The 22,727-nt window shown below is 68.4% G+C and carries 27 protein-coding genes; 5 read left to right on the plus strand and 22 right to left on the minus strand.

Features of this window, described 5'->3' with window-relative positions; genetic code table 11:
* Window positions 1-31: 31 nt before the first annotated feature.
* Window positions 32-280 (plus strand): helix-turn-helix transcriptional regulator, encoded by a 249-nt coding sequence (locus HZ321_RS09740; protein WP_181702091.1) that lies wholly within the window; start codon window positions 32-34, stop codon window positions 278-280.
* On the plus strand, window positions 280-1,638 hold the full coding sequence (locus HZ321_RS09745; RefSeq protein WP_181702092.1) for a HipA domain-containing protein: 1,359 nt from the start codon (window positions 280-282) through the stop codon (window positions 1,636-1,638). The genes HZ321_RS09740 and HZ321_RS09745 overlap by 1 nt, the downstream gene beginning before the upstream one ends.
* 19 nt (window positions 1,639-1,657) lie before the next feature.
* On the opposite strand, the gene HZ321_RS09750 is transcribed toward HZ321_RS09745, so the two are convergent.
* The 13 genes from HZ321_RS09750 to HZ321_RS09810 form a co-directional block, all read right to left on the minus strand.
* Window positions 1,658-2,494 (minus strand): sugar phosphate isomerase/epimerase family protein, encoded by an 837-nt coding sequence (locus HZ321_RS09750; RefSeq protein ID WP_181702093.1) that lies wholly within the window; start codon window positions 2,492-2,494, stop codon window positions 1,658-1,660.
* Window positions 2,495-2,496: 2 nt separating this feature from the next.
* Window positions 2,497-3,486 (minus strand): fatty acid desaturase, encoded by a 990-nt coding sequence (locus tag HZ321_RS09755; protein ID WP_181702094.1) that lies wholly within the window; start codon window positions 3,484-3,486, stop codon window positions 2,497-2,499.
* A gap of 22 nt (window positions 3,487-3,508) precedes the next feature.
* The gene (locus HZ321_RS09760; protein WP_181702095.1) at window positions 3,509-4,276 is read right to left on the minus strand and encodes an amino acid ABC transporter ATP-binding protein; all 768 of its coding nucleotides are present in this window, start codon (window positions 4,274-4,276) and stop codon (window positions 3,509-3,511) included.
* Complete coding sequence (locus HZ321_RS09765; protein WP_181702096.1) at window positions 4,273-4,977, minus strand: amino acid ABC transporter permease; 705 nt, start codon at window positions 4,975-4,977, stop codon at window positions 4,273-4,275. The genes HZ321_RS09760 and HZ321_RS09765 overlap by 4 nt, the downstream gene beginning before the upstream one ends.
* Window positions 4,978-5,038: 61 nt before the next feature.
* Complete coding sequence (locus HZ321_RS09770) at window positions 5,039-5,899, minus strand: substrate-binding periplasmic protein (protein ID WP_181702097.1); 861 nt, start codon at window positions 5,897-5,899, stop codon at window positions 5,039-5,041.
* Between the two features lie 177 nt (window positions 5,900-6,076).
* A complete protein-coding gene (locus HZ321_RS09775; RefSeq protein WP_181702098.1) occupies window positions 6,077-6,469 on the minus strand; it encodes a RidA family protein in 393 nt (130 codons plus the stop codon).
* A gap of 3 nt (window positions 6,470-6,472) precedes the next feature.
* Window positions 6,473-7,264 carry an amino acid ABC transporter ATP-binding protein gene (locus HZ321_RS09780; RefSeq protein ID WP_181702099.1) on the minus strand — a complete coding sequence of 264 codons (792 nt, stop codon included), beginning with the start codon at window positions 7,262-7,264 and terminating at the stop codon, window positions 6,473-6,475.
* A 9-nt stretch (window positions 7,265-7,273) separates the two neighbouring features.
* A complete protein-coding gene (locus tag HZ321_RS09785) occupies window positions 7,274-7,933 on the minus strand; it encodes an amino acid ABC transporter permease (RefSeq protein WP_181702100.1) in 660 nt (219 codons plus the stop codon).
* Window positions 7,934-7,936: 3 nt separating this feature from the next.
* On the minus strand, window positions 7,937-8,593 hold the full coding sequence (locus tag HZ321_RS09790; RefSeq protein ID WP_181702101.1) for an ABC transporter permease subunit: 657 nt from the start codon (window positions 8,591-8,593) through the stop codon (window positions 7,937-7,939).
* Between the two features lie 85 nt (window positions 8,594-8,678).
* Window positions 8,679-9,515, minus strand: coding sequence for a transporter substrate-binding domain-containing protein (locus HZ321_RS09795; RefSeq protein WP_181702102.1), 837 nt, complete (start codon window positions 9,513-9,515; stop codon window positions 8,679-8,681).
* A gap of 2 nt (window positions 9,516-9,517) precedes the next feature.
* Entirely contained in the window at window positions 9,518-10,180 is a 663-nt protein-coding gene (locus tag HZ321_RS09800) for an urea carboxylase-associated family protein (protein WP_181702103.1), read from the minus strand.
* Entirely contained in the window at window positions 10,165-10,791 is a 627-nt protein-coding gene (locus HZ321_RS09805; protein ID WP_181702104.1) for a DUF1989 domain-containing protein, read from the minus strand. The genes HZ321_RS09800 and HZ321_RS09805 overlap by 16 nt, the downstream gene beginning before the upstream one ends.
* Window positions 10,788-11,450: a DUF1989 domain-containing protein gene (locus HZ321_RS09810; protein ID WP_181702105.1), complete on the minus strand. Its 663-nt coding sequence runs from the start codon at window positions 11,448-11,450 to the stop codon at window positions 10,788-10,790. Before HZ321_RS09810 ends, HZ321_RS09805 begins: the two co-directional genes overlap by 4 nt.
* A 156-nt stretch (window positions 11,451-11,606) precedes the next feature.
* Here HZ321_RS09810 and HZ321_RS09815 point away from each other — a divergent pair, with 156 nt between their 5' ends.
* On the plus strand, window positions 11,607-12,464 hold the full coding sequence (locus HZ321_RS09815; RefSeq protein WP_181702106.1) for a MurR/RpiR family transcriptional regulator: 858 nt from the start codon (window positions 11,607-11,609) through the stop codon (window positions 12,462-12,464).
* 4 nt (window positions 12,465-12,468) lie between these two features.
* Here HZ321_RS09815 and HZ321_RS09820 read toward each other — a convergent pair whose 3' ends face one another.
* Window positions 12,469-13,716, minus strand: coding sequence for an Hsp70 family protein (locus tag HZ321_RS09820; protein ID WP_181702199.1), 1,248 nt, complete (start codon window positions 13,714-13,716; stop codon window positions 12,469-12,471).
* Between the two features lie 36 nt (window positions 13,717-13,752).
* Here HZ321_RS09820 and HZ321_RS09825 point away from each other — a divergent pair, with 36 nt between their 5' ends.
* Both HZ321_RS09825 and HZ321_RS09830 read left to right on the plus strand, forming a co-directional pair.
* A complete protein-coding gene (locus HZ321_RS09825; protein ID WP_425305386.1) occupies window positions 13,753-14,532 on the plus strand; it encodes a phosphoribosyltransferase in 780 nt (259 codons plus the stop codon).
* Window positions 14,533-14,661: 129 nt separating this feature from the next.
* The gene (locus tag HZ321_RS09830) at window positions 14,662-15,594 is read left to right on the plus strand and encodes a ring-cleaving dioxygenase (protein ID WP_181702107.1); all 933 of its coding nucleotides are present in this window, start codon (window positions 14,662-14,664) and stop codon (window positions 15,592-15,594) included.
* 43 nt (window positions 15,595-15,637) lie between these two features.
* Here HZ321_RS09830 and HZ321_RS09835 read toward each other — a convergent pair whose 3' ends face one another.
* From HZ321_RS09835 to HZ321_RS09870, 8 genes are read right to left on the minus strand one after another with little or no spacing between them, the layout of a single operon-like run.
* Complete coding sequence (locus tag HZ321_RS09835) at window positions 15,638-16,549, minus strand: polysaccharide deacetylase family protein (RefSeq protein ID WP_181702108.1); 912 nt, start codon at window positions 16,547-16,549, stop codon at window positions 15,638-15,640.
* Between the two features lie 26 nt (window positions 16,550-16,575).
* The gene (locus HZ321_RS09840) at window positions 16,576-17,286 is read right to left on the minus strand and encodes an SDR family NAD(P)-dependent oxidoreductase (RefSeq protein WP_181702109.1); all 711 of its coding nucleotides are present in this window, start codon (window positions 17,284-17,286) and stop codon (window positions 16,576-16,578) included.
* Between the two features lie 24 nt (window positions 17,287-17,310).
* The gene (speB, locus tag HZ321_RS09845) at window positions 17,311-18,285 is read right to left on the minus strand and encodes an agmatinase (RefSeq protein ID WP_342343832.1); all 975 of its coding nucleotides are present in this window, start codon (window positions 18,283-18,285) and stop codon (window positions 17,311-17,313) included.
* Window positions 18,286-18,287: 2 nt separating this feature from the next.
* Window positions 18,288-19,301: an agmatinase gene (gene speB / locus HZ321_RS09850; protein ID WP_181702110.1), complete on the minus strand. Its 1,014-nt coding sequence runs from the start codon at window positions 19,299-19,301 to the stop codon at window positions 18,288-18,290.
* Between the two features lie 31 nt (window positions 19,302-19,332).
* On the minus strand, window positions 19,333-20,094 hold the full coding sequence (locus tag HZ321_RS09855; protein WP_181702111.1) for an SDR family NAD(P)-dependent oxidoreductase: 762 nt from the start codon (window positions 20,092-20,094) through the stop codon (window positions 19,333-19,335).
* Window position 20,095: 1 nt separating this feature from the next.
* On the minus strand, window positions 20,096-20,872 hold the full coding sequence (locus HZ321_RS09860) for an ABC transporter ATP-binding protein (protein ID WP_181702112.1): 777 nt from the start codon (window positions 20,870-20,872) through the stop codon (window positions 20,096-20,098).
* 4 nt (window positions 20,873-20,876) lie between these two features.
* Window positions 20,877-21,638: an ABC transporter permease gene (locus HZ321_RS09865; RefSeq protein WP_181702113.1), complete on the minus strand. Its 762-nt coding sequence runs from the start codon at window positions 21,636-21,638 to the stop codon at window positions 20,877-20,879.
* A gap of 29 nt (window positions 21,639-21,667) precedes the next feature.
* Window positions 21,668-22,675 carry an ABC transporter substrate-binding protein gene (locus tag HZ321_RS09870; protein ID WP_181702114.1) on the minus strand — a complete coding sequence of 336 codons (1,008 nt, stop codon included), beginning with the start codon at window positions 22,673-22,675 and terminating at the stop codon, window positions 21,668-21,670.
* Window positions 22,676-22,727 lie beyond the last annotated feature (52 nt).

Genomic DNA, 22,727 nt, shown 5'->3' on the forward strand with positions numbered 1-22,727 from the left:
CTCGGTAGCAAACGAAAGACGGAACGGAACGATGGTGACGCTCAGCGCGACCGGCGAGGTCCGGACCCTGAACCCCGTGGACTCGGCCAAAGACCTTGGAATGCTCGTGCGCCGTCTCCGCAAGGCGAAGGGCTTCTCGCAGCAGGAGTTCGCCGACCTTGCGGGCGTTGGACGGCGCTTCGTATCCGAGCTTGAAGCCGGGAAGGGCACCATCAGCCTCGACAAGGCGCTGCAGGTGTCCCGTGCCCTCGGCATCACCGTCATGGCGCGGAGCCTGTGATGCCGGATCCGGACCTTATCCTCGACGTTCGGCTGGACGGCTTCGAGAGCCCGATCGGCAAGCTTTCGCGCGGCGGTTCGGGAGCGGTCTCATTCCGATTTACGGACGACTACCTCATCGACCCGGAAACCGTCCGGTTGTCACTTGCCCTGCCGCCGAGGGTCGAACCCTACGGAGACGTCGAGACCCGCGCCTTCTTCGGCAACCTGCTTCAGGAGCGTGATCAGGCACTTCAGCACATTCGGGAGCGCGAGGGCCTGGCGGTGGACGACATCGCCGGCCTGCTGCTGCACCTCGGCAAGGACTGCGCCGGAGCCATCTCGGTGCTCCCGGAAGGGGCGCCTCCTGTGAAGGTGCCCGGCGATCTCACGTCCGACTACGAGCCGCTGTCCGACGAACGTCTGCGCGAGATCGTCGAATCGCTCCACCGACGACGGCAACTGCCGGAGAACAGCCAGGATCCTTCCCCGCTCGCAGGCGTCCAGAGCAAGATCGCGCTCACCGTGCTGCCGGACGGCCGCTATGCCGAGCCGAAGCCGGACACCGGCGCACCAACCACGCACATCCTCAAAGTGCCGGACGCGCGCAACCCGAGGGATGCCCGGCACGAGCAGGCGGCCTTGGACCTCTGCCGGGCGGCTGGGTTCCGGACAGCGGACACGCGGATCGTCCGGATCGGCAACATCGAAGCGCTGCTCATCACCCGCTACGACCGGGCGACGGCTGCCGACGGGCGCATCGTGCGCATTCATCAGGAGGACTTCGCGCAGGCGCTAGGCCTGCCGCCGTCGCTGAAATACGAGCGCAACGGCCGCGAAGGCCGCCGCTTCGATGTCGCCGGAATCGCGCGCGTCCTGAATACGACGTCCAGCCCGGCCGAGGAGCGGCTGACGTTCATCCGGGCGACTCTCCTGGACATGCTCGTGGGCAACGCGGACGGCCATGCGAAGAACTTTTCGCTGCTCCACGAAAGCGGCGGCCGGACCAGATCAGCGCCGCGCTACGACGTACTGCCGACCCGGCTGGACCCGAGCTTGACGGACGAGTTCGCCTACCGGATCGGCGGCGCGGAACGGCTGGATGAGGTGACCGAAGAGGAGTTCGAGGCTTTCCTGGGAGCGCTCGGAATCGGCACGGCGGCTGCCCGGCGCCGACTGCGGAGGGATCAGGCCCAGAGCATCGCCGGGGCGATCGCGCCGCAACTGGCCGAATATGACCGAGACGAGTTGAAGCCGATGGCGGACCTTATCGCCGCAAACATGCGGATGCTGCTTCCTGCTCTTGGCTGCGCAGTGCCGGCGGAGGCGGAAAACCGGGACGCCTTCGTAAATCGCGGCGGTGGCTGGGCGATGAGCTAGAGCATTCTCCCAGCGGCGGTCATCCCGCCTTTGCGAAGATCTCGCGCGCCCACTCCGCGATCACCAGGGCTTCGGCCCAACGGTCGGAGAGCTCCTCGCCGTTGCTGTCCGTGATGGCGTATTCCGGGGGGCCGAGTTCGCAGAGGAAGACGAGCTCGGCGTCTTCGGGCGCGCGGGCGCGCCAGGCGCGGAAGCCCTCCGCCCACCAGCCTTTGAACAGGTCCACCCACTTCTGGTGCTGGGGGAAGTCGATCTGCAGCTGGATCTGGTTGCGCGAGGCGATGCGGCCCTGGAAGCTGTCGGAGCGGGCGAGGATGCGCGAGACCTGCGCCGGCAGGTCGGGGAAGAGCGGCAGCTTCATTTCGCGGTCGACCACGTAGTGCGAAAGGTCGGCGGCGAGCCGCATCTCGGGGATCGCGTCGAGAAGCTGGAGGGTGGAGAAGAGGTCGTTGGTGATGCAGTTGCGGTGGGTTTCGAACTGGATCGGCATGCCCTCCTCGGCCGACACCTTCAACCAGTCGCGGATCACCGGGATCATGCCCTCCACGGTGACCGGCATGATCTGGCCGACGACCACCACGAAGGGCGCGCCGATGTCCTTGGCCAGATGCAGCGCCGGGCGAAGGCCTTCGATAGAGCGCGGGAAGGCGGTGACCAGCCCACCGAGCCCCGTGCGGGCGTAGTGCGGGACGGCGACGCGGGCGGCCTCCACCGGTGCGACGCCGAGATCGATGGCGAGCCCGTGGTAGCCGGCCGCCTTCACGCGGTTGAAGATCTCCTCCAACGGCTCGGGCGGCACGCCGGGGCGGCCATGCTCGGCCGCCCAGAGGGACTGGTAGATCCGCAGGCGCTGCATGGTCACTCCGCCGCGGCGGCGGTGGCGGCCTTCATCTTCTTCTCGTCCACCCAGGAGAGGTCGTCCGGGAACTCGGCCTCGGAGCGGACGTGCCAGAGCGCGTCGAGCACGGAGCGCTGGAACTCGAAGTAGCCCATGCGATGGGGCTCGATGCCGTTCTTGCCGAAGATCGTCTGGTCGAGGTCGGGCAGCTTGTGGAAGGGCACGCCCGGGAAAGCGTGGTGGGCGGTGTGGTACTGCATATTCCAGCCGAGCCAGCGCATGAAGGCGTTGGTGCGGGTGGAGCGGGTGTTCTCCAGGATGTTGCTCTCGTGGCTGAGGCCGATGTGCTCGATGGTGTTCTGCAGCTGGTGGAAGCCCTTGGTGAGGATCAACGGGGCGAGCCAGTAGGTGACCGCGGCCCAGCTTCCGGCGGCGAGCGAGACGAGCGCGATCAGCGCGTAGCCGGCCATGTGGATCCGCGCCTCCAGGATCAGGCCCGCCTTGCGGTCGTCCGGCACGTAGGGCTCGGTGACGATGCCGGCGGTGAAGCGGAACAGGCGGCGGATGCGCGAGTACCAGTAGGTGGGTCCGAGCAGCCAGAGGATGTAGCTCATGAAGGTGAACTTCGGGCGGCCCAGTTCGCCGTCCTTGGCCCAGTCCTGCGTGAAGCGGTGGTGGGCGAAGTGCTGGATCTGGTCGAAATCGCGCGGGTAGAGCATCAGAAAGCCGATGGCGCGGCCGCAGATCTCGTTGAGCTTCTTGGTCTTGAACACCGTCCAGTGGCTGAACTCGTGCTGGCCGGCGTAGAGGAAGTTCAGAAGGATGCCGTGCGCGATGAACACGGGCACCGCCACCCACGATCCCCACGTCAGCGAGAGCAGGATGCCGGTGCCGACGATGGCGGCGGCGTGGCTGCCGAGCTGGATCCAGCCGGCGCGGTCGGACTTGATGGACAACGCGCGCAGCGTGTCGGGCTGGATCAGGTCGCGGCGGACGAAGACGTCTTCCATGGCTGCCTCCTCCTCGGGCTTCTCAATGCAGGATGGATCGGATGAACGCCTTGAGGCGATCGCTTTTCGGGTCGTCGAAGATGGCCTGCGGGGTTCCGGACTCTTCGATCCGCCCGCCGGCGATGAAATGGACCCGGCCGGCCAGGCGCTTGGCGAACATCATCTCGTGGCTGACCACGATCATGGTGCGGCCCTCCTCGGCGAGCTCGCGGATGAGGTCGAGCACCTCGGAGACGAGTTCGGGGTCGAGCGCGGAAGTGGGCTCGTCGAACAGGATCAGCTTGGGGCGCATGGCGAGTGCGCGGGCGATGGCGACGCGCTGCTTCTGGCCGCCGGAGAGCTGGCCGGGGTAGTAGTCGGCCCGCTCGGCAAGACCAACGCGCTTGAGGAGCGCCCTGCCCTCCTCGATCGCCTCGGCGCGCGGTCGCTTCTGCACGATCACCGGGCCTTCGATGACGTTCTCCAGCGCGGTGCGGTGGGTGAACAGGTTGAAGTGCTGGAACACCATCGGCATGTGGCTGCGGGCCTCGCGCAGCACGGACTCGCGGGCGGCCTGGAACACGCCTCCGTCCTCGTGGCAGAGGCGCTGGCCGTCGAAGGCGATCTCGCCGGCGGTCGGCGTCTCCAGGAAGTTGAGGCAGCGCAGCACCGTGGACTTGCCGCCGCCGGAGGGGCCGATCAGGAAGGTCACTTCGCCCGGGGTGACATCGAGGTCGACGCCGTTCAGCACCTTGGTGGCGCCGAACTGCTTGGCGAGGCCGCGGACGGAGAGTACGGGGGCGCCAGTCATGCGAGCCTCAAGCGGCGGCGGAGGTCGAAGGCGGCGGGCCGCAGGTAGGCGGGCGTCAGCTTCATCTCCACCCAGCCAACCAGACGGGCGGCGGCGAAACTCATGATGAAGTAGATGATCGCCACCATGAAATAGACTTCCATGCTGCGGAAGGTGTTGGCGATGATGATTGTGCCGTTGCGCAGCAGCTCGTTGACCGCGATGAACGAGACGAGCGAGGAATCCTTCAGAAGCGAGATGAAATAGCCGCCGAGCGTCGGCAGCGCGATCCGCATCGCCTGCGGCAGGATCACCCGCCGGTAGACGGTGAAGCGGGACATTCCGATCGACAGCCCGGCGTCGCGCTGGCCGGTGTCGATGGAGGAGATCGCCGCGCGGAACACTTCGGAGAGGTAGGCGCCGATGTTGAGGCTGAGGCCAAGCACGCCCGCCCAGAAACCGGGCAGGCGGATGCCGATGTTGGGCAGCGTGAAGAAGATCACCAGCAGCTGGACGATCAGCGGAACGTCGCGCCAGACCTCCACGTAGGCGGCGCAGAGCTTGGACAGGATCGGCACCTTGGCGAGGCGGATCAGCGCGACGCCGAGCCCGATGACCACGGCCGCCGCCATGCTGAGGATCGAGAGCTGCAGCGTGATCAGCGCGCCCTCGAGCAGGAAGGGAAAATGTTCGGGTATCAGGACGAAGAAGAACTCGACCATCCGCTGCACCGCCGCCGGAAAAAAGCGGCACCGGTCATGCACGACCGGTGCCAGGGATGCCTCACTTCATCAGCTTGACCTGTTCGGGCGACCAAACGCCGTACTTCTCCAGGATGGCCTTGCGGGTGCCGTCGGCGTCCATCGCGGCGAGCGTCTCGTTGAGCGCGAGGCGCAGGTCCTCGCATTCGACGCGGACGCCGATGGCGGTGCCGCCGAAGACGTAGGGGGCGTCCTTCTCCTTGTCTTCCCAGCCCGGCTTGGCGTTGTAGTAGATCGGTTCGCCGACCGTGCGCAGGCCGCCGATGTCGTTCTGCATGCCGAGATAGGTGGTCTGGTCGAGGACGACGGCGTCGACCTGCTTGTTCTTCAGCGCCACGAAGGGCTCGCCGAAGGTGTTGAAGTCCATCACCTCGCCGACCTTGCCGGCGTCCTTGAGGATGTGGGCGTTGATGCTGTCGAGCGTGCCGAGCGTGGTGCCGACCGTCTTGCCCTTGAGGTCGTCCATCGACTTGATGTCGGAGCCCTCCTCCACGATGACCACGTCGTAGAGCATGAAGTAGGGGTTGGAGTACTGGATGCCGGCGCCCTGGATGCGCTCCTGTGTGACGCTCATGCCGGAGAGGATGATGTCCCAGCGCTCGGCCTTGAGGCCCGGGATCATGGTGGTCCACTCGGTGATGGCGTAGTCCCACTTGGCGATGCCGAGGCGCTTGGTGATCTCGGCGAAGAGTTCGGCCTCGTAGCCGAGGTAGGTTCCCGTCTTCTCGTCCTTCCAGACGTAGGGCTTGGTGCCCATCAGGCCGTTGGCGGAGAGCAGGACGCCCTTCTCCTTGATCGCCGGAAGGCAATCGGCCAGGACGGCCTCGGTGCTGAAGACGGTGGCGAGCGCCACGGCCAGGATGCGCGATGTGAAAGCGGTCATGCGGATACCCCCTCTTTTCTTGAACGAAATCGTAGACTGTCCGGCGCACACTTGAATGCGACCGTCCTTCTCGCGAGATATACTCTTCGCGAGCATGTTTTCACTTGATATCACATGCAAGTCTCAGGCCAATGACTTACAGTTGGCCCGAGATCTTCTTTACATGTCCTGCCGCCGCTACTGGCGGACGGCGATGCAGTCGATCTCGATGCGGCAGCCGTAGAGCAGCGATCCGGCACCGGTGGTGGTGCGCACGGGCCGACGGCCGGCGGGGAAGAAACGGGCGTAGACCGTGTTCATCCGCTCGAACTCCTCCAGGTCGGCCATCAGCACGGTCACCTTGACGACGTCGGCCATCGAGGCGCCGGCCTTCTCCAGGTAGGTCTGGATCAGCGTCAGGCAGACCTCGGTCTCCTCCTCGATGGTGCCGTGGCGCCCGGCCCAGTCGGGATGGTCCTGCGCGATCTGGCCGGCGACGTAGATGGTGCCGCCGGCCACCACGGCCTGGCTGTAGGGCGCGGTTTCGGTGGCGGTATCGGCGGGGGCGATATAGCGACGTTCGGTGGACATGGGTCAGGGACTCCGGACAAGGAGGCGGTAGCGGGACAGGGTGCGGTCGAGGAAGCGGCGGGAGCGCTCCTCGCGCGGATTGCCGAAGAAGGAGGCGGGCGTTGCCTCCTCGACGACCCGCCCCTCGTCCATGAAGAGGATCCGGTCGGCCGCTTCGGCGGCGAAGGACATCTCGTGGGTGACGACCACCATGGTCGTGTGCTGGCGGGCAAGCGCGCCCATCACGTCCAGCACCTCGCCGACGAGTTCAGGATCGAGCGCGGAGGTGGGCTCGTCGAAGAACAGGATCTCCGGCTCCATGGCGAGCGCGCGGGCGATGGCGACGCGCTGCTGCTGCCCGCCGGACAGGCGCGCAGGATAGGCGTCCGCCTTGGCGAGGAGGCCGACGCGATCGAGGTGGGCGAGCGCGAGCTCGCGAGCCTTCGCCTTCGGCATGCGGCGGACGGTGACGAGCCCTTCCATCACGTTGCCGGCGGCCGTCAGGTGAGGCCAGAGGTTCAGCCCCTGGAACACCATGCCGATGCGCGAGCGCTGGCGGCGGATCTCGGCCGCCGAACGCAGCCGCTCGCCGCCGTCGACCAGACCGAGCCGCTCCCCAGCGAGTTCGATCCGTCCGGCGTCGGGCGGCGCCAGCCAGCTGAGGCAGCGCAGGAGTGTGGACTTGCCGGACCCGGACGGCCCGATCACGCAGACCACCTCGCCGCGGGCGACCGTCAGCGAGACGTCGTCGAGCACCGTCGCGGCGCCGAAGCGCTTGACGATGCCGGTGGCTGAAATGGGCGGGGGAGCGGTCATCAGCATCGCCTACCGGCTCTCGCGGAAACGAAGGGCCCGCCCTTCCGCTCCGCGCATCAGCGTCTCGAAAGCGGAGAGGAGCATCCAGTAGACCACCGCCACGAAGGTCCACACCTCGAATGGAGCATAGGTGCGCGAGACGACCTGCTTGGTGCGGTAGGCGAACTCCTGGACGGAGATGACGGAGAGGATGGCGGTGTCCTTGGCGAGCCCGATCATCAGCCCGGTCAGCGGCGGGATCACCAGGCCGAGCACCTGCGGGGCCACGATGCGGCGGGCGATCGAAAGCCCCGGCATGCCCACCATTCGCGCGGCGTCGATCTGGCCGGGCGGGATGGAGCCGACCGCGCCGCGGATCGCCTCCGCCATGTACGGCGAATAGTAGAGCGTCAGCGTCAAGACGCCGGCCGAGATCTCGTCGAGCCTCAGACCGAGGTCCGGGGCGACGAAGTAGATGAGGTAGAGCAGCACCAGGATCGGTAGGCCGAGGATGATCTCCGTGTAGACGCGCACGATTCCCCGCACCGGTCCGAAGGGCGATGCGGCCGCGCCGGCCAGCAGGAGCGCGCCGGCGACCGAGGCGAGCGTGCCGAGCACGGTCACCCAGAGGGTGATCAGGAGGCCGTCCATCAGCCGCGGGATGTGAGGCAGGAGAACGGTCCAGTCCATGGCTCAGGCCCTCGCCCGCGCAAGGCGGCCTTCCAGGTGGCGGGCGCCACGCAAAATGGCCTGGGCGATCAGGATGTAGCCGACCGCGATCGGCACGAATACCTCGATGGCGGAGAAGGCGCGCGACTGGATCAGCACGCCGGAATAGGTCATCTCGGTCACCGCGACGACGGAGGCGAGCGGCGTGGATTTGAGGACGATGGTCAGTTCGGCGGCGAGCGCCGGCAGGCTGATCGCGAAGGCCTGCGGCAGCAGGATGCGCGTCCAGATCCGGACCGGTGAGAGGCCGACCGCGGCCGCCGCCTCGATCTGGCCGGCGGGCACGGCGAGGACGCCGGCACGCAGGATCTCGGTGACGTAGGCGCCGGAATTGAGGCCGATGGCGAGCGCTGCGGCAAGGAAGGGATCGGCGGAAACGCCGAGCATCGGCAGTCCGAAGGAGACGACCAGCAGTTGGACGAAGAGCGGCGTGCCGCGCATCAGGCTGACGTAGATCCGGCTGAGGATGCGGAGCGCCGTCACCCCGGAGAGTTGCGCGGCGGCGGACAGAGCGCCCGCGAGAAGGCCGAGCGCGCCGGAGACGACCGTGAGCCTGATGGTCACGAGCGCCGCGTCGGCGAGGGTCGGTACGCTCTCCAGGAACAGCTCGGTGTCGAACACGGGCCGCCCGTCCTCCCTGTGCTTGCCTGCCTTACGAAAAAGGAGCGTCCGGCAGGAAAGCCGGACGCCAAGTCACAGGGGACACTTATTTCGGAACGAAGTCAGTCTCCGGCAGGTCGGTGGTGTAGCCGAAGTACTTGGTCTGCAGCTCGGCCATCTTGCCGCTCGCCTTCAGGGCCTTGAGACCGTCGGAGAGCGCGGCGGTGAGCTTGGGATTGGCCTTGTTGACGCCCCAGGCGATCGGTTGCGATCCGCCGATCTCGCCGGCCAGCGCCAGCGGCAGGTCGGCGCGCTTGTTGATCGCCTCCACCAGCACGGACTTGTCGTCCACCACGCAGTCGACTCGCTTGTCGGCGAGGGCGGCGATGGTCTGCTCGATGGTCTCGAAGCCGAGCAGCTCGACCGGCTTGGCGCCCTTGGCCTCCAGCTCGTCGTTGAGGGTCGTCATCATCTGCTCGGGCTGGGTGGTGGCCTTCACGGCGCACTTCAAACCGGCGAGATCCTCGATCGCGGAAGACTTTACGGCCGTTTCCTTCAGCGTCAGCACGGCGTTGACGGAGGCGGCGGTCGGGATCGCGTAGTCGATCTTGGCGGCGCGCTCGGCCGTCACGTTCAGCGTCGGCGTCATGTCGAAGGCGCCGGCGATGAGGCCCGGGATGATGCCGGAAAAGGCCATCACCTTGTACTCGACCTTGACACCCATGCCGGCGGCGACCGCCTCGATCAGTTCCGGATCGTAGCCGACGACCTTGCCGGCGGCGTCGGTGAACTCGAAGGGCGGAAAGGTCGGATCGATGGCGACGATGATGGAGCCGCGGGCCTTGATGTCGTCGAGCGCGTCGGCGGCGGCGGGCGTTGCGGTTGCGAGGCCGGCCGCCAGAACGGCGGCGAGGGACGACAGCATGAAGCGACGATTGAGCATGATCACCCCCTCTTGAGCAGGTCGGCGAGGTCCGCCAACTGGTTGCAGGTCCTGACGGCGATGGGGCCGGGTGTGGCGCGGTCCCAGAGTTCCGGGTCGGCATGCGGCGCGCCGACCACGGCGACCATGTCCCGCACGACGCGAAACACGACGGTGTCGCCAGCCCGGGACGAGACGCCCTGCGGCGACAGGCTGCCGTCGAGATTGACGGCCACGTCGAGGAAGAGGTTCACCGGATCGGCGAGCTTCTGCGGCTCCAGACCGGCCCCACGGAAGGCGGCGGCGACCTTGGCGCGCACCGCATTCGCGCCGCCTTCCGGGCCGTTCACCGAGGCTTCCGTCACCGGCATCAGGAGGTCGTGCCGCAGATGGTCGGGCGAGACTCCGAGCACCATCGCCGGACGGCGGCGGTTGGTGACGAGGCGCATGCCGAGACGCAGCAGGAAGGAATTGGAGAAGACGCGGGTGTGGTGCGGCGAAAGCACCTGGCCTGGATCGTCGAGCATGGCGGCAAAGAGCGCCGCCGGCTGCCCGCCCTCCAGATCCGTCACCGCCAGGAACTGCCCCTTGGCGACTGTCACCGCGGCGACCGCGCCGCCCGCGACGGTGAGCGACGCGACCGGCGGAAGCGGGCCGGTTTCCGGCTCGATCATGAGGAGCGGCATTGGAAACCCTCCGCCGGCCGGACGTGGACTTCAAGGGCGCTCGGCACCAGCCCGTTGCCGGGGATGATGTCCTGCGGGCAGGACGACACCGCGCAATAGACGTCCATCAGCGCGCGCAGCACGAGCTTGTCGCCGGGGCGGCTCGGCGGGTCGACGACGCCGGTGCGGCCGCCTTCCACGACGGGGCTGTTCTGGAAAAAATTGAACGGCTCGGGCACGTCGAGGTCGGCCGGCAGGCCGTAGGGCTGCAGCGCCTCGAACATGTTGTCCAGGCAGTTGCGGTGTCCGGGGCAGCCGAAGTCGACGGCGTAGCGACTGGGGTCGCAGGCGGGCACCGTGTAGTCGTGCACGCCGATGCTGTCCTCCACCACCTCGAACATGGGGCGGCCGGCGCTGGTGTAGAGCTTGTCGCCGGTCTTGATGTAGAGCGAGCGCAGCTTGCGGCGGGTCTCGACGCCGGAAAGGCCCTCGGAAAGGTCGGCCTTGGCGACCGCAACGAAGTCGAGCGCCTGCTGGCCTTCCACGTCGACGATGGTGACGAGGTCGCCCTCATCGGCGGCGAAGCCGCGGCCGTGGCCGCCGGGAACGAAGACGTCGGCGGTCGCGCTCATGCGTCCTCCCCCGGTTCCATGATGTCGACGAGCATCTCGGTCGGATACCAGCCGGTGATCGGGTTGAACTCCTGCGGGCAGGCGGAGATAGCGATAACGCTGTCGATCCAGGCCTTGAGGACGATGTGGTCGCCCGCCTTGGAGGGCGCCTCGCCGTTGAGGACGGCGCCGTCCGCGCCGATCGGCACGTTGGCGAACACGTTGAAGGGCTGCGGCACGTAGAAGCGCTCGGTTCCGAACCACGGCTCCATCACCTCGCGCAGGTTGCCGGCGCAGCTGCGGTGGTGGCCCTGGACCCCGTAGAGGCGGTAGCGGTGCTCGTCGCAGGCTGCGGTGAGCAGGTCGTGCACCCGGCAGGTGTCGGCGATCATCTGCAGGATCGGCCGGCGATGGTTGGTGTGGAAGCTTTCGCCCGGCACCGGGCAGAGCTTGTTGACCCAGACCCGGGTGTGCATGGCGGACAGGTGCTCGGTGACGTCCTCGGCGTTGAAGGCCCAGAAGTCGCCACACTGGCGGCCGCGGGGGTCGGTGAGGCGGATGTACTGCCCGGCCTTGAGGATGCCGGCCCAACCGGTCATCGGGGCGATGACGTGGCTTGCCACCGTTTTCAGGGGAAGCGTCTTCTTCCCGTTGAGATCGACCGAGAAGGCCGTTGACATCGCCACCACCACAGGTTTCGCATTGTCGGGTCTCGGAGCGTATTCCGCGTGCGGCCCGCTTGCCGAGATCTTGAAAACAGGTTTTCATAGGTAGGCCTTAGCGAAAAGGCCTTTTCTTAAGCAGTGCATGACCGAAACTTGTGCAGCGGGGCACGCATGAAAACCGGGGTCTTGACGGGGGGACGGACGCTTCTGGCGATGGTGCGCGACAGCTATCCGCAGCTCGCGCCGGCGGAGAAACGGGTCGCCGATCTCATCCTCAATTTCCCCGGCGAGTTGCCCGGCTATTCCGCGTCCGAGCTCGCGGGGATGGCGGAGACGTCGAATGCGGCCGTCAGCCGGTTCGTGCGGCGGCTCGGGTTCGCCAACTTCGAGGAGATGCGCAGGCTCGCCCGGGAGGAGCGGGAGTCCGGGGCGCCGTTGTTTCTGCTCGATAAATCCTTCGGCAACGGCGGCCTCGACCCGATCGACCGGCACCTCGACACCGTTTCGGAGAACCTGCGCAAGACCTACGGCGCGCTGGACCGGACCGCCTTCGCCGGCTTCATCGAGCGGATCGCGGCGGCGCCGCAGGTTTGGATCGCCGGCTTCCGGCACGGCTACCCGATCGCCAAGTACCTGCACTGGTCGATGGTGCACGCCCGCCCGAACATCCGGCTGCTGCCGCGCGCCGGCGAGACCTTCGGCGAGAGCCTGATCGATCTTTCAGCAGGCGACGTGATGATCGTGCTCGCCATGAGGCGCCGCGTGCCGGTGACCGAGACGCTGATATCCACAGCTATGGGCGCGGGAGCGGAGGTCGCCGTGATCACCGACCCGGGCTATGTCGCCGCAGCCGAGGCAACCTGGGTGTTCCGTTGCGAGTCGCGCGCCAAGGGTCCGATCGACGACCATGCGTCGGTGCTGGTGCTCGCCCACCTGATCACCGAGGCGCTGATCGCCCGGCTCGGCAAGGCCGCCCGCAACCGCCTCGGCCGGATCGACGACCTGCACGACGAACTGGGCGAACTCTGAGCTTTCATCCGTAGCGGCGGCGGGCCTCGATGGTGAGGCCGATGCCGACCGAGCCGAAGGTGTCGCCCTCCACCACGCGTGCATCGGGCACGCAGGCGACGATCGCGTTCCGGACGTGGGAGAGGCGCGTGGAGCCGCCGGTGAGGAATACCGCGTCGATGGCCTCCGCGCCGACGCCCGCCTCTATCAGGCAGGCGCCGATCCGCGCCGCAATGCGATCCGCCAGCGTCTCGGTATGGGCGACGAGCGCGCGGTGGTCGGCCGCGGCGGCGAGACCCGGCTCCAGCCAGTCGAGCGCGATGGCGGTGGCTCCAGTGTCGGCGACGGCGATCTTGGCGGCCTCGACCTCGATGGCGAGCGTGTGGCCACGCTCGTCCTCCACGGTGCGGACCAGGCGGCCGACAGCGGCTGGATCGGCGGCGTCGCGCTCCAACTCGCGCAGGTCGCGCAGGACCTTGGGCTCGTAGAGCCGGTTGATCGCCGACCAGGTGGCGAGGTCGTGGAAGTAGCCGGCAGGCATCATCAGGCCGGGCCGCTTCAGGGCGCTGCGATAGCCGAGCAGCGGCATCACCACGCCCAGGCTGAACAGGCGGTCGAAGTCGGTGCCGCCGACCCGTACGCCGTCGTTGGCGAGGATGTCGTCGGCGCGCTCGTCGCGGCCGCGCCGCTCGGGGCTGAGGCGCACGATCGAAAAGTCCGACGTGCCGCCGCCGATGTCGGCGATCAGCGCCAACTCCTCACGGTCGATCTGCCGTTCGTAGTCGAGGCTGGCCGCGATCGGCTCGAACTGGAACGACACCTCGCGGAAGCCGACCTCCCCGGCGATGGCGCGGAGGGTATCCTCCGCCCGCCGGTCGCCGTCCGGATCGCCATCGACGAAGTGCACCGGCCGGCCGTGCACCACCGCGTCCAGCGGCCGGCCGGCCGCCGCCTCGCCGCGCGCGCGAATCTGGCCGACGTAGGCGGCGATCACGTCGCGGAACTTCAGCCGCTGGCGTCCGACCTGCGTCGTCTCGTCGATCAGGGCGCCGCCGAGCACCGACTTCAGCGCGCGCATCAGCCGGCCGTGGTGGCCGTCGACATAGGCCTCGATCGCGGCGCGGCCGATCACCGGGCCGCCGGCGCGGCCATAGAAGATGGCGCTCGGGATCGTCACCGCGTCGCCTTCCAGCGCGGCCAGCCGCGGCTCGCCGTCGGCGGCGACGCCCAGCGTGGTGTTCGAGGTTCCGAAGTCGAGGCCGCAGGCCGCCATCATCCGTCTCCATCCCGGGGGAGCGGCCTTGTAGCGATGTTCATGGCGACGATCCAGTGCGGATCGGTTATGCAGGCGGACGCCCTTGTCACCCGCGACCCGTCCGCCATGCCGATCGAACCGCATCACTTCTGGCAGGAGATCCTGCCGCCGGCGCCGTCCAGGGCCCCGGGGATGCACGGGTATTCGGATGCCTTTCCTGCCGTCCTGCCGGACGGATCGCGGCTGATGCTGCCGATCCGGGTTCTGCCGGGCGCGGGCGACCGCGCAGTCGCCTCGCTGATCGTCAACCAGGCGAGCTTCGCCGTAGAGGACGCGCTCGCCGCCGCGATGACCGCCCTCGCCCGTCCATTTGAGGCCGACGTGTTGGTCGGCGTGCCCACGCTCGGTCTCCCGCTCGCCGCCAACGTGGCGCGGCGGCTGGGTCACGGGCGCATGGTGCCGCTCGGTACCTCGCGCAAGTTCTGGTATCGCGACGATCTCTCCGAACCGCTCCGCTCGATCACCACGCCGGACCAGGCCAAGCGGATCTTTCTCGACCCGCGGATGCTGCCGTTGATCATCGGACAGCGAGTGCTCGTCATCGACGACGTGCTCTCCAGCGGCGCGTCGATGGCGTCCGTGCTGCGGCTTCTGGCGCGGGCCGGGGTGGTGCCGGTCGGGATCGTCGCCGCCATGCTGCAGACGGAGCGGTGGGTCGCGGCCACCGACGCGGTGTCGCCGGGCGTCTCGGGCCGGGTGCGCGGCGCGATCCGCTCGCCTTTGCTGGCGCGCGGTCCCGACGACCTTTGGCATCCTGCGGACGATCAGACCTGAAGCGGACACCATCATCGTTCACCCGGCGTTGACGGTGGATCAACGTGGCGGCCCCTCACGCTTTGCCGCCGGGCGCTCTACCTCTCATGGCAACGGGCACCCTGCCCTTTCCCATGCGGAGATCCGTCCATGAGCACTCCCGGTATCCACCACGTCACGGCCATTTCCGGCCCGGCCCGGCGCAACCTCGCCTTCTACACCGAGGTGCTCGGGCTCCGGCTCGTCAAGAAGACCGTGAACTTCGACGACCCCGGCACCTACCACCTCTACTTCGGCGACGAGGCCGGCAGCCCGGGCTCGATCATCACCTTCTTCCCGTGGGCGCATGCCGCGCCCGGGCGGATCGGCATCGGCGAAACGCAGGAGACGCTTCTGCGCGTGCCGCAGGAGTCGCTCGGCTGGTGGATGCACCGGCTGATCGAGAAGGGCGTCGAGCACGACAAGCCGGAGAAGCGGTTCGGCGAGACCATCGTCGGCTTCAAGGATCCGGACGGCATGCGCCTCGCCCTCGTCGGCATCGCCGGCGCGGCGGGCGAGCCCGCGTGGGCCGGCAGCCCGGTGCCGGTCGAGCATGCCATCCGCGGCACCTACGGCGTGACGCTGCTTCTGGCGGACGCAGCGCCGACCGCGCGGATCCTCACCAACGTGCTCGGCTTCCAGACCGAGGGCACGGAGGGCGTGATCACGCGGCTGCGGGCGCCTAGCGCGGCGGCCGGCGCGGTGGTGGACCTGCGGGCCGTCGGCGGCTTCCCGCGCGGTCGGCTCGGCCGGGGCACGGTGCACCACGTCGCCTTCCGGGCGGCGGACGATGCCGCGCAGGCGGCGATGGTGAAGCGGTTGCGGGAGGAGCACGGCATCGCCGCCACCGAGCAGAAGGACCGCAACTACTTCCGCTCGGTCTACTTCCGCGAGCCCGGCGGGGTGCTGTTCGAGATCGCGACCGATGCGCCGGGTTTTGCGGCGGACGAGGCCGCGGACGCGCTCGGCACCGCGCTGAAGCTTCCGGCTTTCCTGGAGTCGCGGCGGAGCGTGATCGAGACCACCCTGCCCGATCTCACCTGACGACAGATGCGCCGGGACCTTTTGGGTCCCGGCGCCCCGTTTCTCAACGGCGGCGCGGCAGCGCGCGGCCGATCGGCGCCGTATACTGCGGCAGCAGTTCCAGGCGGGGCGTGTATTCACCGCTGTCGGTGACCGCCTTCACGTGGGCGGCAATCTCCTCCATCGGCGCGAACCAGACGTCGCCGCGCGCGACCGCCTTCTCCAGGAACTCGGAGAAGACGTGCCAGCGCGCGAGACGCCCGGTGGCGAAAGGATGGAGCACCGGCACCCAGAGCGTGCCGTAGCGATAGGCGGCCTCGAACTCCTCGGCGTAGATCTGGAAGCCGCTGGAGGGCGAGCGGATCGGCATCTTGTAGTCGAGGTCGAAGGTCTGCACCCACTGCGGCCAGTCGTCGAGGCCCCAGTGCGTCGGCAGTTCGACGAGGCGGCCGCCGGTCTCGCGGCTCTCCAGCAGATAGGGGATGTCGTCGCCCATCAGCGACGTGTCATAGGCAAAGCCGCGCTCCAAGAGCAGGTCGAGCGTCGAGGCCGAGAAGTTGTAGAGCGGCGCGCGGTAGCCGCGCGGCTTGCGGCCGGTCATGCGGACGTGGACGTCGATGCCGGCGTCCAGCCAGTGGGCCTGGTCGTCGCGCGTCTGCTCCACCGGGTTCTCGTGAATATAGCTGTGGTGGCCGATCTCGTTGCCGTCCTTCAGGATCGTCTCCACCGCGTCGGGATACTGCTCCATGCACCAGGCCGGCACGAAGAAGGTCTGGCGGATGCCGAGCCGGCGGTAGGTCTCCACGATGCGCGGGATGGCAACGGTCGGGCCGTAGCGCAGCCAGGAGATCGCCGACACGCGCTCGTGGCCGCTGGTCGGGAAATCCAGGTGGATCAGGCTGTCGGCGTCCATGTCAAAGGTGAGGCAGGCGGCGCAGCGGGCGCCGTTCGGCCAGGGGATCGGGTTCTGGATCATCGGCGGCGTCCTTTTGTCGGCGGTGGTCAGGTCATGGCCGCGCCGCCATTCACGGCGAGCGTGTGGCCGGTGATGAAGGTGGCGCCCGGTCCGGCGAGGAAGACGACGGCGTCGGCGATCTCGCTGGGCCGTCCAAGCCGGCCGAGCGGCTGGGTCAATTCCAGCGCCTTCTGTTCGTCGGTCATGGCGTCGAAGGCGAGCAGCGGGGTGTCGGTCGGACCGGGCGCGACCGCGTTGACGAGGATGCCGCGCGGGGCGAGCTCGCGCGCCCACGAGCGGGTGAGCCCGACGATCGCGGCCTTGGTCGCGACGTAGACGGACGCGTTCTGGCGGCCCAGCGCGGCGAGTTCGGAGGCGAAGTTGATGATGCGGGCGCCCTCCCCCATGACCTTCAGCGCTTCCCGCGTCGCAAAGATCGTACCGCGCACGTTGACGTCGAAGTGCAAGGCGATGTGCTCGGCCGTCACATCCTCCAGCCGCGCCTCCTGCATCACGCCGGCGACGTTGACGAGGATGTCGAGCCCGTCCATCAGGCGCACCGCTTCAGCCACCGCCGCCACGACCGCCGCTTCGTCGCGGAGGTCGGCGATCACGGCCGGGAACGCCTGGCCGTGCGGCGACTGGCGGTCGAGCCCGACCACCGCCGCGCCCGCCGCGATCAGCGCCTCGGCCGAGGCGAGCCCGATGCCGCTTGCCGCGCCGGTGACCAGCGCGCGCTTTCCCTGCAAAGACGGCATAGGAACCCCTCCTCTTCAGTCCGGCTATTTCGCGCCCCGCGCGTGGAGGATGCGGCCGATGAAGTTCATCAGGATCTGCGCGGCGAGGATCGCCGTGGTGCCGGTGTGGTCGTAGTCAGGGGCGACCTCGACGAGGTCGACGCCCACCACCGTGCCGCGCTTGGCGAGCCCGGCGAGGAGTTCGAGCACCTCGTAGTAGAGGAAGCCGCCATGCGAAGGCGTGCCGGTGCCGGGTGCGATCGAGGGGTCGAAGCCGTCGATGTCGATGGTGACGTAGTAGCGCTTGCCGGCCGGGATCCGCTCCAGCACGGCCTCGACGCCCATCTTGCGGAGATGGCGGACGGAGAGGATGTCGGAGCCCATGCGGCGGGCGTCGTCGTAGCCCTCCTTGGCGGTGGAGGAAACGTTGCGGATGCCGATCTGCGAGAGGCCTGTGACGTAGGGCTTCTCCGCCGCCCGACGCATCGGATTGCCGTGGCCGTAGCGCACGCCGTGCCGCTCGTCGACAAAGTCCAGGTGGGCGTCGACCTGGACGAGGTGAATGTCGCCGTAGCCCTCGAAGGCGTTGATGCAAGGAATGTTGATCGAGTGGTCGCCGCCGAGCACCACCGGCAGCGCGCCGGCCTCAAGGATCTTGCGCACGCCGTATTCGATGTTGGCGTGGCTCTTCATCGTGTCGGTATGGACGATGTCGGCGTCGCCGAGATCGAGCAGCTTCAGGCCCGCCGGCAGGTAGACGACGTCGTCCTCGTGGTCGTAGGCGCCGCCGTGGCCGAAGGAGAACAGCGTGGAGGCCTCGCGGATCGCACGCGGTCCCAGCCGGGCGCCCGCCCGCCACTGAGTGCCGAAGTCGAACGGCGCACCGAGGACGCAGACGTCCGCGTCGATGGCGTCCCAGTCGGCCACGTAGGGCCACTTGCCGAAGGTGCAGATGCCGACGAACGGCAGGTTCAGCCGTCCGGTCTCGTAGGCATTCTTGACGTTGGGCGTGTCGGTCACGGTCAGGCTCTCCGCAGGATCTTGGCGAGGCGTTCGTTGACGACCGGGGCGCGGCCCTTGCGGCGAGCGACCGCGTTGGCCGTCACGCAGAGCAGTTCGAACAGGATCGACGCGCCGACGAAGGCGGTGATGCCGCCGACGTCGAAGGGCGGCGAGACTTCCACCAGGTCGGCGCCGACGATGTCGAGGCCGTCGAGGGCGCGGACCATGCGCTGGGCGGTATGGGTCGAGAAGCCGCCGATCTCTGGCGTGCCGGTGCCGGGCGCCTGCGCCGGATCGATGCCGTCGATGTCGAAGGAGATGTAGACCGGCTTGTCGCCGACGATCTGCCGCGCCTCGGCCATCACGGCCTCCGGGCCGCGGTCCATCAGTTCCTCGATGCCGACGATGCGCACGCCCACCTCGGCGGCGAACTCACGGTCCTCGCCGTCGTAGGTGGAGCCGCGGATGCCGATCTGGACGATGCGCTTGGGATCCAGCAGACCCTCCTCCACCGCGCGGCGGAAGGGGGTGCCATGGGTCAGCTTGTAACCGCCGAAATAGTCGTCGTAGAGGTCGGTATGGCTGTCGAAGTGGATCATGCCGATCGCCCCGCCGGCTGCGACGGCGCGCAGCACGGGAAGCGTCGAGAGGTGGTCACCGCCGGCGGTTAACGGGGTCACGCCGGCCGCCATCAGGCCGTCGTAGAAGCGCTTGATGCGCACGAGCGTGTCGTCGAGGCTGGCCGGGTTGGGGCCGACGTCGCCCACGTCGGCGCAGCGGGCGGTGTGGAAGGGCGCGGCGGCGGTCGACTGGTTGACCATGCGGATCATCGTCGACGCATCGCGCAGCGCGCGTGGCCCGTGGCGGGCGCCAGGCCGGTTGGTGGTGCCGCCGTCCCAGGGCACGCCGACGATGCCCACTTCGATGCCGTCGAGCGACTTCGGGTTAGGCAGGCGCATGAAGGTCGGAATGCCGGCAAAGCGCGGCAGGTCGAAGCCCGATACAGGCAGGAATTCGGGGTCAAACGCGTCCATCAGCGGCCTCCGCTGGAAGGGGAAAGACAGGTCACCAGGGCACCTCGCCCCGGTCGATGCCGAGCGTCTGCCCGGTGACGTTCCGGGCGAGGTCCGATGCAAGATAGAGGTAGGGCCCGACCACGTCAGGCGGTTCCATCAGCCCGCCGGCAAGCGCCTGCGCGGCTTCCACCTGGCCCACGACGTCCGCCTCCGACCGGCCGGTGCGGGCGGCGATGACGGTCGCCGAGCGCATCGAGCCTTCCGTGCGCACCCAGCCGGGCGCGACGGCGTTGACGGCGATGCCGCGCGGGCCGAGTTCCTTGGCCCAGGTCTTGGTCAGCCCGATCACCGCGTGCTTGGAGGCGACGTAGGCGCCGAACATCGGCTCGGCGACGCGGCCCCAGATGGAGGCCGTGTTGATGATCCGCCCGCCGGAGCCCATTGCCGGCAGCATCGCCTGCGTGACGATCGTGGTGCCGACGACGTTCACCTCGATCACCCGGCGGAAGACGGCCAGCATGGTTGCGCCCGCGTCGTCGATCGGCGTCATCCGCTCCAGCCCGGCGTTGTTGACGAGCACGTCGAGCGCGGGGATCAGCGCCGCGACACGGGCGACCGCCTTCTCGTCGGCGATGTCGGCGACGTGGCCGACCGCCCCGATGCGTCGGGCCGTGTCCTCCACGGCGGGGTCCTCGGCGAGGATGATGACCTCCGCTCCGGCCGCCACGAAGGCCGCAGCCACCGCCTCGCCGATGCCGCGGCTCGCGCCGGTCACCAGCACGCGCTTGGCCTTGAGGCCAGGAAGGGTCATGTCAGGTGTCCTCCGCGGTGGAGCGGACGAGATGGAGGAGTTCGCTCCTCAGCTCGAAGAAGGCGCGGCTGTCGCGCGTTTCCAGGTCGCGGTGAGCGCCGAGCCGCGCCGTCACGTCGACAAGGGCCAGCGTGCGCGCCGGACGGCGGGTGAACACCACCACGCGGTCGGCGAGGAAGGCCGCCTCCTCCACGTCATGGGTCACGAAGACGATCGTCTTGGCGTCCGCTTCCAGGATGCGGCGGAGCTCCACCTGCAGCTGCTCGCGGCGCTGGGCGTCGAGCGCGCCGAAGGGCTCGTCCATCAAGAGCACGTCGGAGCCGGCGGCGAGCGTGCGGGCGATCGCCACGCGCTGTCGCATGCCGCCGGAGATGCGGTTCGGGTAGCTCGCCGCGAACTCGGTCAGGCCGACCACGCCGAGGAAGTGGCGCGCCCGGTCCCGCTTCTCCGCCGCACCAAGATCGCCGCGGTAGCGCATGCCGAAGGCGACGTTCTCCTCCACGGTCAGCCAGGGGAAGGAGCTGTAGGACTGGAACACCATGCCGCGCCGCCGGTCGGGCTTGCCGAGCACGGCGCCGCCGAGGCGGATCGCGCCCGTGGTCGGCGTCTCCAGGCCGCCCACCATGCGCATCAGCGTGGTCTTGCCGCAGCCGGAGGGGCCCAGGAACACGACGATCTCGCCCTTGGCGACCTCCAGGTCGAAGGGCTCCACCACCGGGATCGGGCCGGTTCGGCTCTGGAAGGTCTTGGTGACGGCATCGAAGACGAGATGGCTCATGACGTCACCGGGTCAGATAGGGAAAGAGCCGGGCGTGCAGGGCCCTCAGGATCTGGTCGGTGAGCAGGCCAATGATGCCGATGGCGATCACGCCGGCCATCACCTCCGGCGTCTTGAAATAGCGGCGCGCCTGCCAGATGACGAAGCCCAGGCCGCTGTCGGCCGCGACGATCTCGGCCACGATGACATAGCTCCAGCACCAGCCGAGGGTGACGCGCATGTTGTCCCAGAGTGTCGGCAGCATGGCTGGCAACGTCACGTCTGCGAGCGCACGGGCCTTCGGCGCGCCGAGCGTGGCGGCGAGTTCCCCATATTCGTGCGGCACCCGGCGAACGTCGTCGGCCACCAGCAGCACCAGCTGGAAGAAGGTGCCCATCCACAGGAGGAAGATCTTGGTCTCCTCCCCCACCCCGAACCAGATGATGGCGAGCGGCACCAGGGCCGGAACGGGCAGGTAGCGGATGAAGTCGATGGTCGGCTCCAGCGACCGCCCGGCCAGCTTGTAGCTGCCCATCAGGATGCCGATCGGAACCGCCATCATCGCGGCGATCAGGAAGGCGGTCCAGACGCGGGCGGTGGAGACACCCGCGTGGTAGAGGAGGTCGCGGGAGGTGGCCATCTCGACGAGCGTGGCGAGCACGACCGAGGGCGGCGGCAGGAAGAGCGGCGCGACGAGCCCCGAACGCGCCGCTCCCTCCCACAGGGCGACGAGCGCCGCCCCGAAGACGATGCCGGCCACCGGCACCCGTGCCCCGATCCCCGCCATTCCCGGCACCCCCAGCGTTCAGGATCGGGTCAGCGCTTGGCGCCGTCGAACAGGCCGGTCAGCACGGAGGGGTCGATCTGCTGGGCGGCGTCCAGCTTCACGTCGGCAGCGCCGTAGTCGAGGTTGAGCTGCATCACCTGGTCGAAGAAGCCGTGCAGCGTGCCCGGCTGCTCCTTGGTGCCGAGGTAGGCGACGGCGTCCTCGTAGGTGGTGTAGCCGAGCGAGGTGTCGATGATCTCGGTCACCTCGGCCGGCGTCAGGCCGTAGAAGGGCGCGGCCAGTTCGGCGAACTTGGCGGGGTCCTTCTTGTAGAAGTCGACGGCGCGGTAGATGCCGCGCAGGAACTTCCTGTACTTCTCCGGATTGGCGGCGAGGTCGTCCTGGCGGGCGGTGATGATGTCGATGATCAGGCCCGGCGCGTCCTTGGACGACACGAGGATCTTCGGGTTGCGGTTGGTGATCGCCTTGACCGACTGGCTCATGAAGGGCTCGTAGGTGCCCACGGCCGCGACGCTCTCGTCGGCGAAGACGGCGAGGGTGTCGGCGGTGGCGATCTCCTTCAGGTCCACGTCCTTCAGCGACAGGCCGGCCTTGGCGAGTTCCATCTGCAGGAGGAGGCGGGCCGGGATGTTCGGCTCCACCGCCACCGTCTTGCCCTTGAGGTCGGCGACCGAGGCGATCGAGCCGTCGGCCACAACGCCGTCGCCGCCGACGGAAAGGTCGATGGTGCCGATGATGATGCCGGGCGTCGAGGCGTCGCGCGGGCGGCCCTGGTGCTCGCCGACGGTCCGCATGTCCACCTCGATGTCGCCGCGGGCGTAGGCGGCGAGCACGTTGCTTCGATCATCCTCGAACTTGAAGTCGACCTCCAACCCCTCCTCGGCATAGTAGCCGAGGGTGTTTGCAACGAGGGCGGGCGCAAAGCCGACCCAGGTCGGCGCCAGCGCGCGGATCTTGTCCTCGGCCTGTGCGGGAAGGGCGGAAACCGTGGCCGCAATTACGGCGGCCAGGGCGGCGGAGGCGAAAAAGCGACGCATGCGATCGGCTCCTCATGGCGGAAAGTCAGGTTTCCGGATGGTCAAGCTAACG

This window comes from Chthonobacter albigriseus (assembly GCF_013839445.1).
GTDB classification, from domain to species: Bacteria; Pseudomonadota; Alphaproteobacteria; order Rhizobiales; family Pleomorphomonadaceae; genus Chthonobacter; species Chthonobacter albigriseus.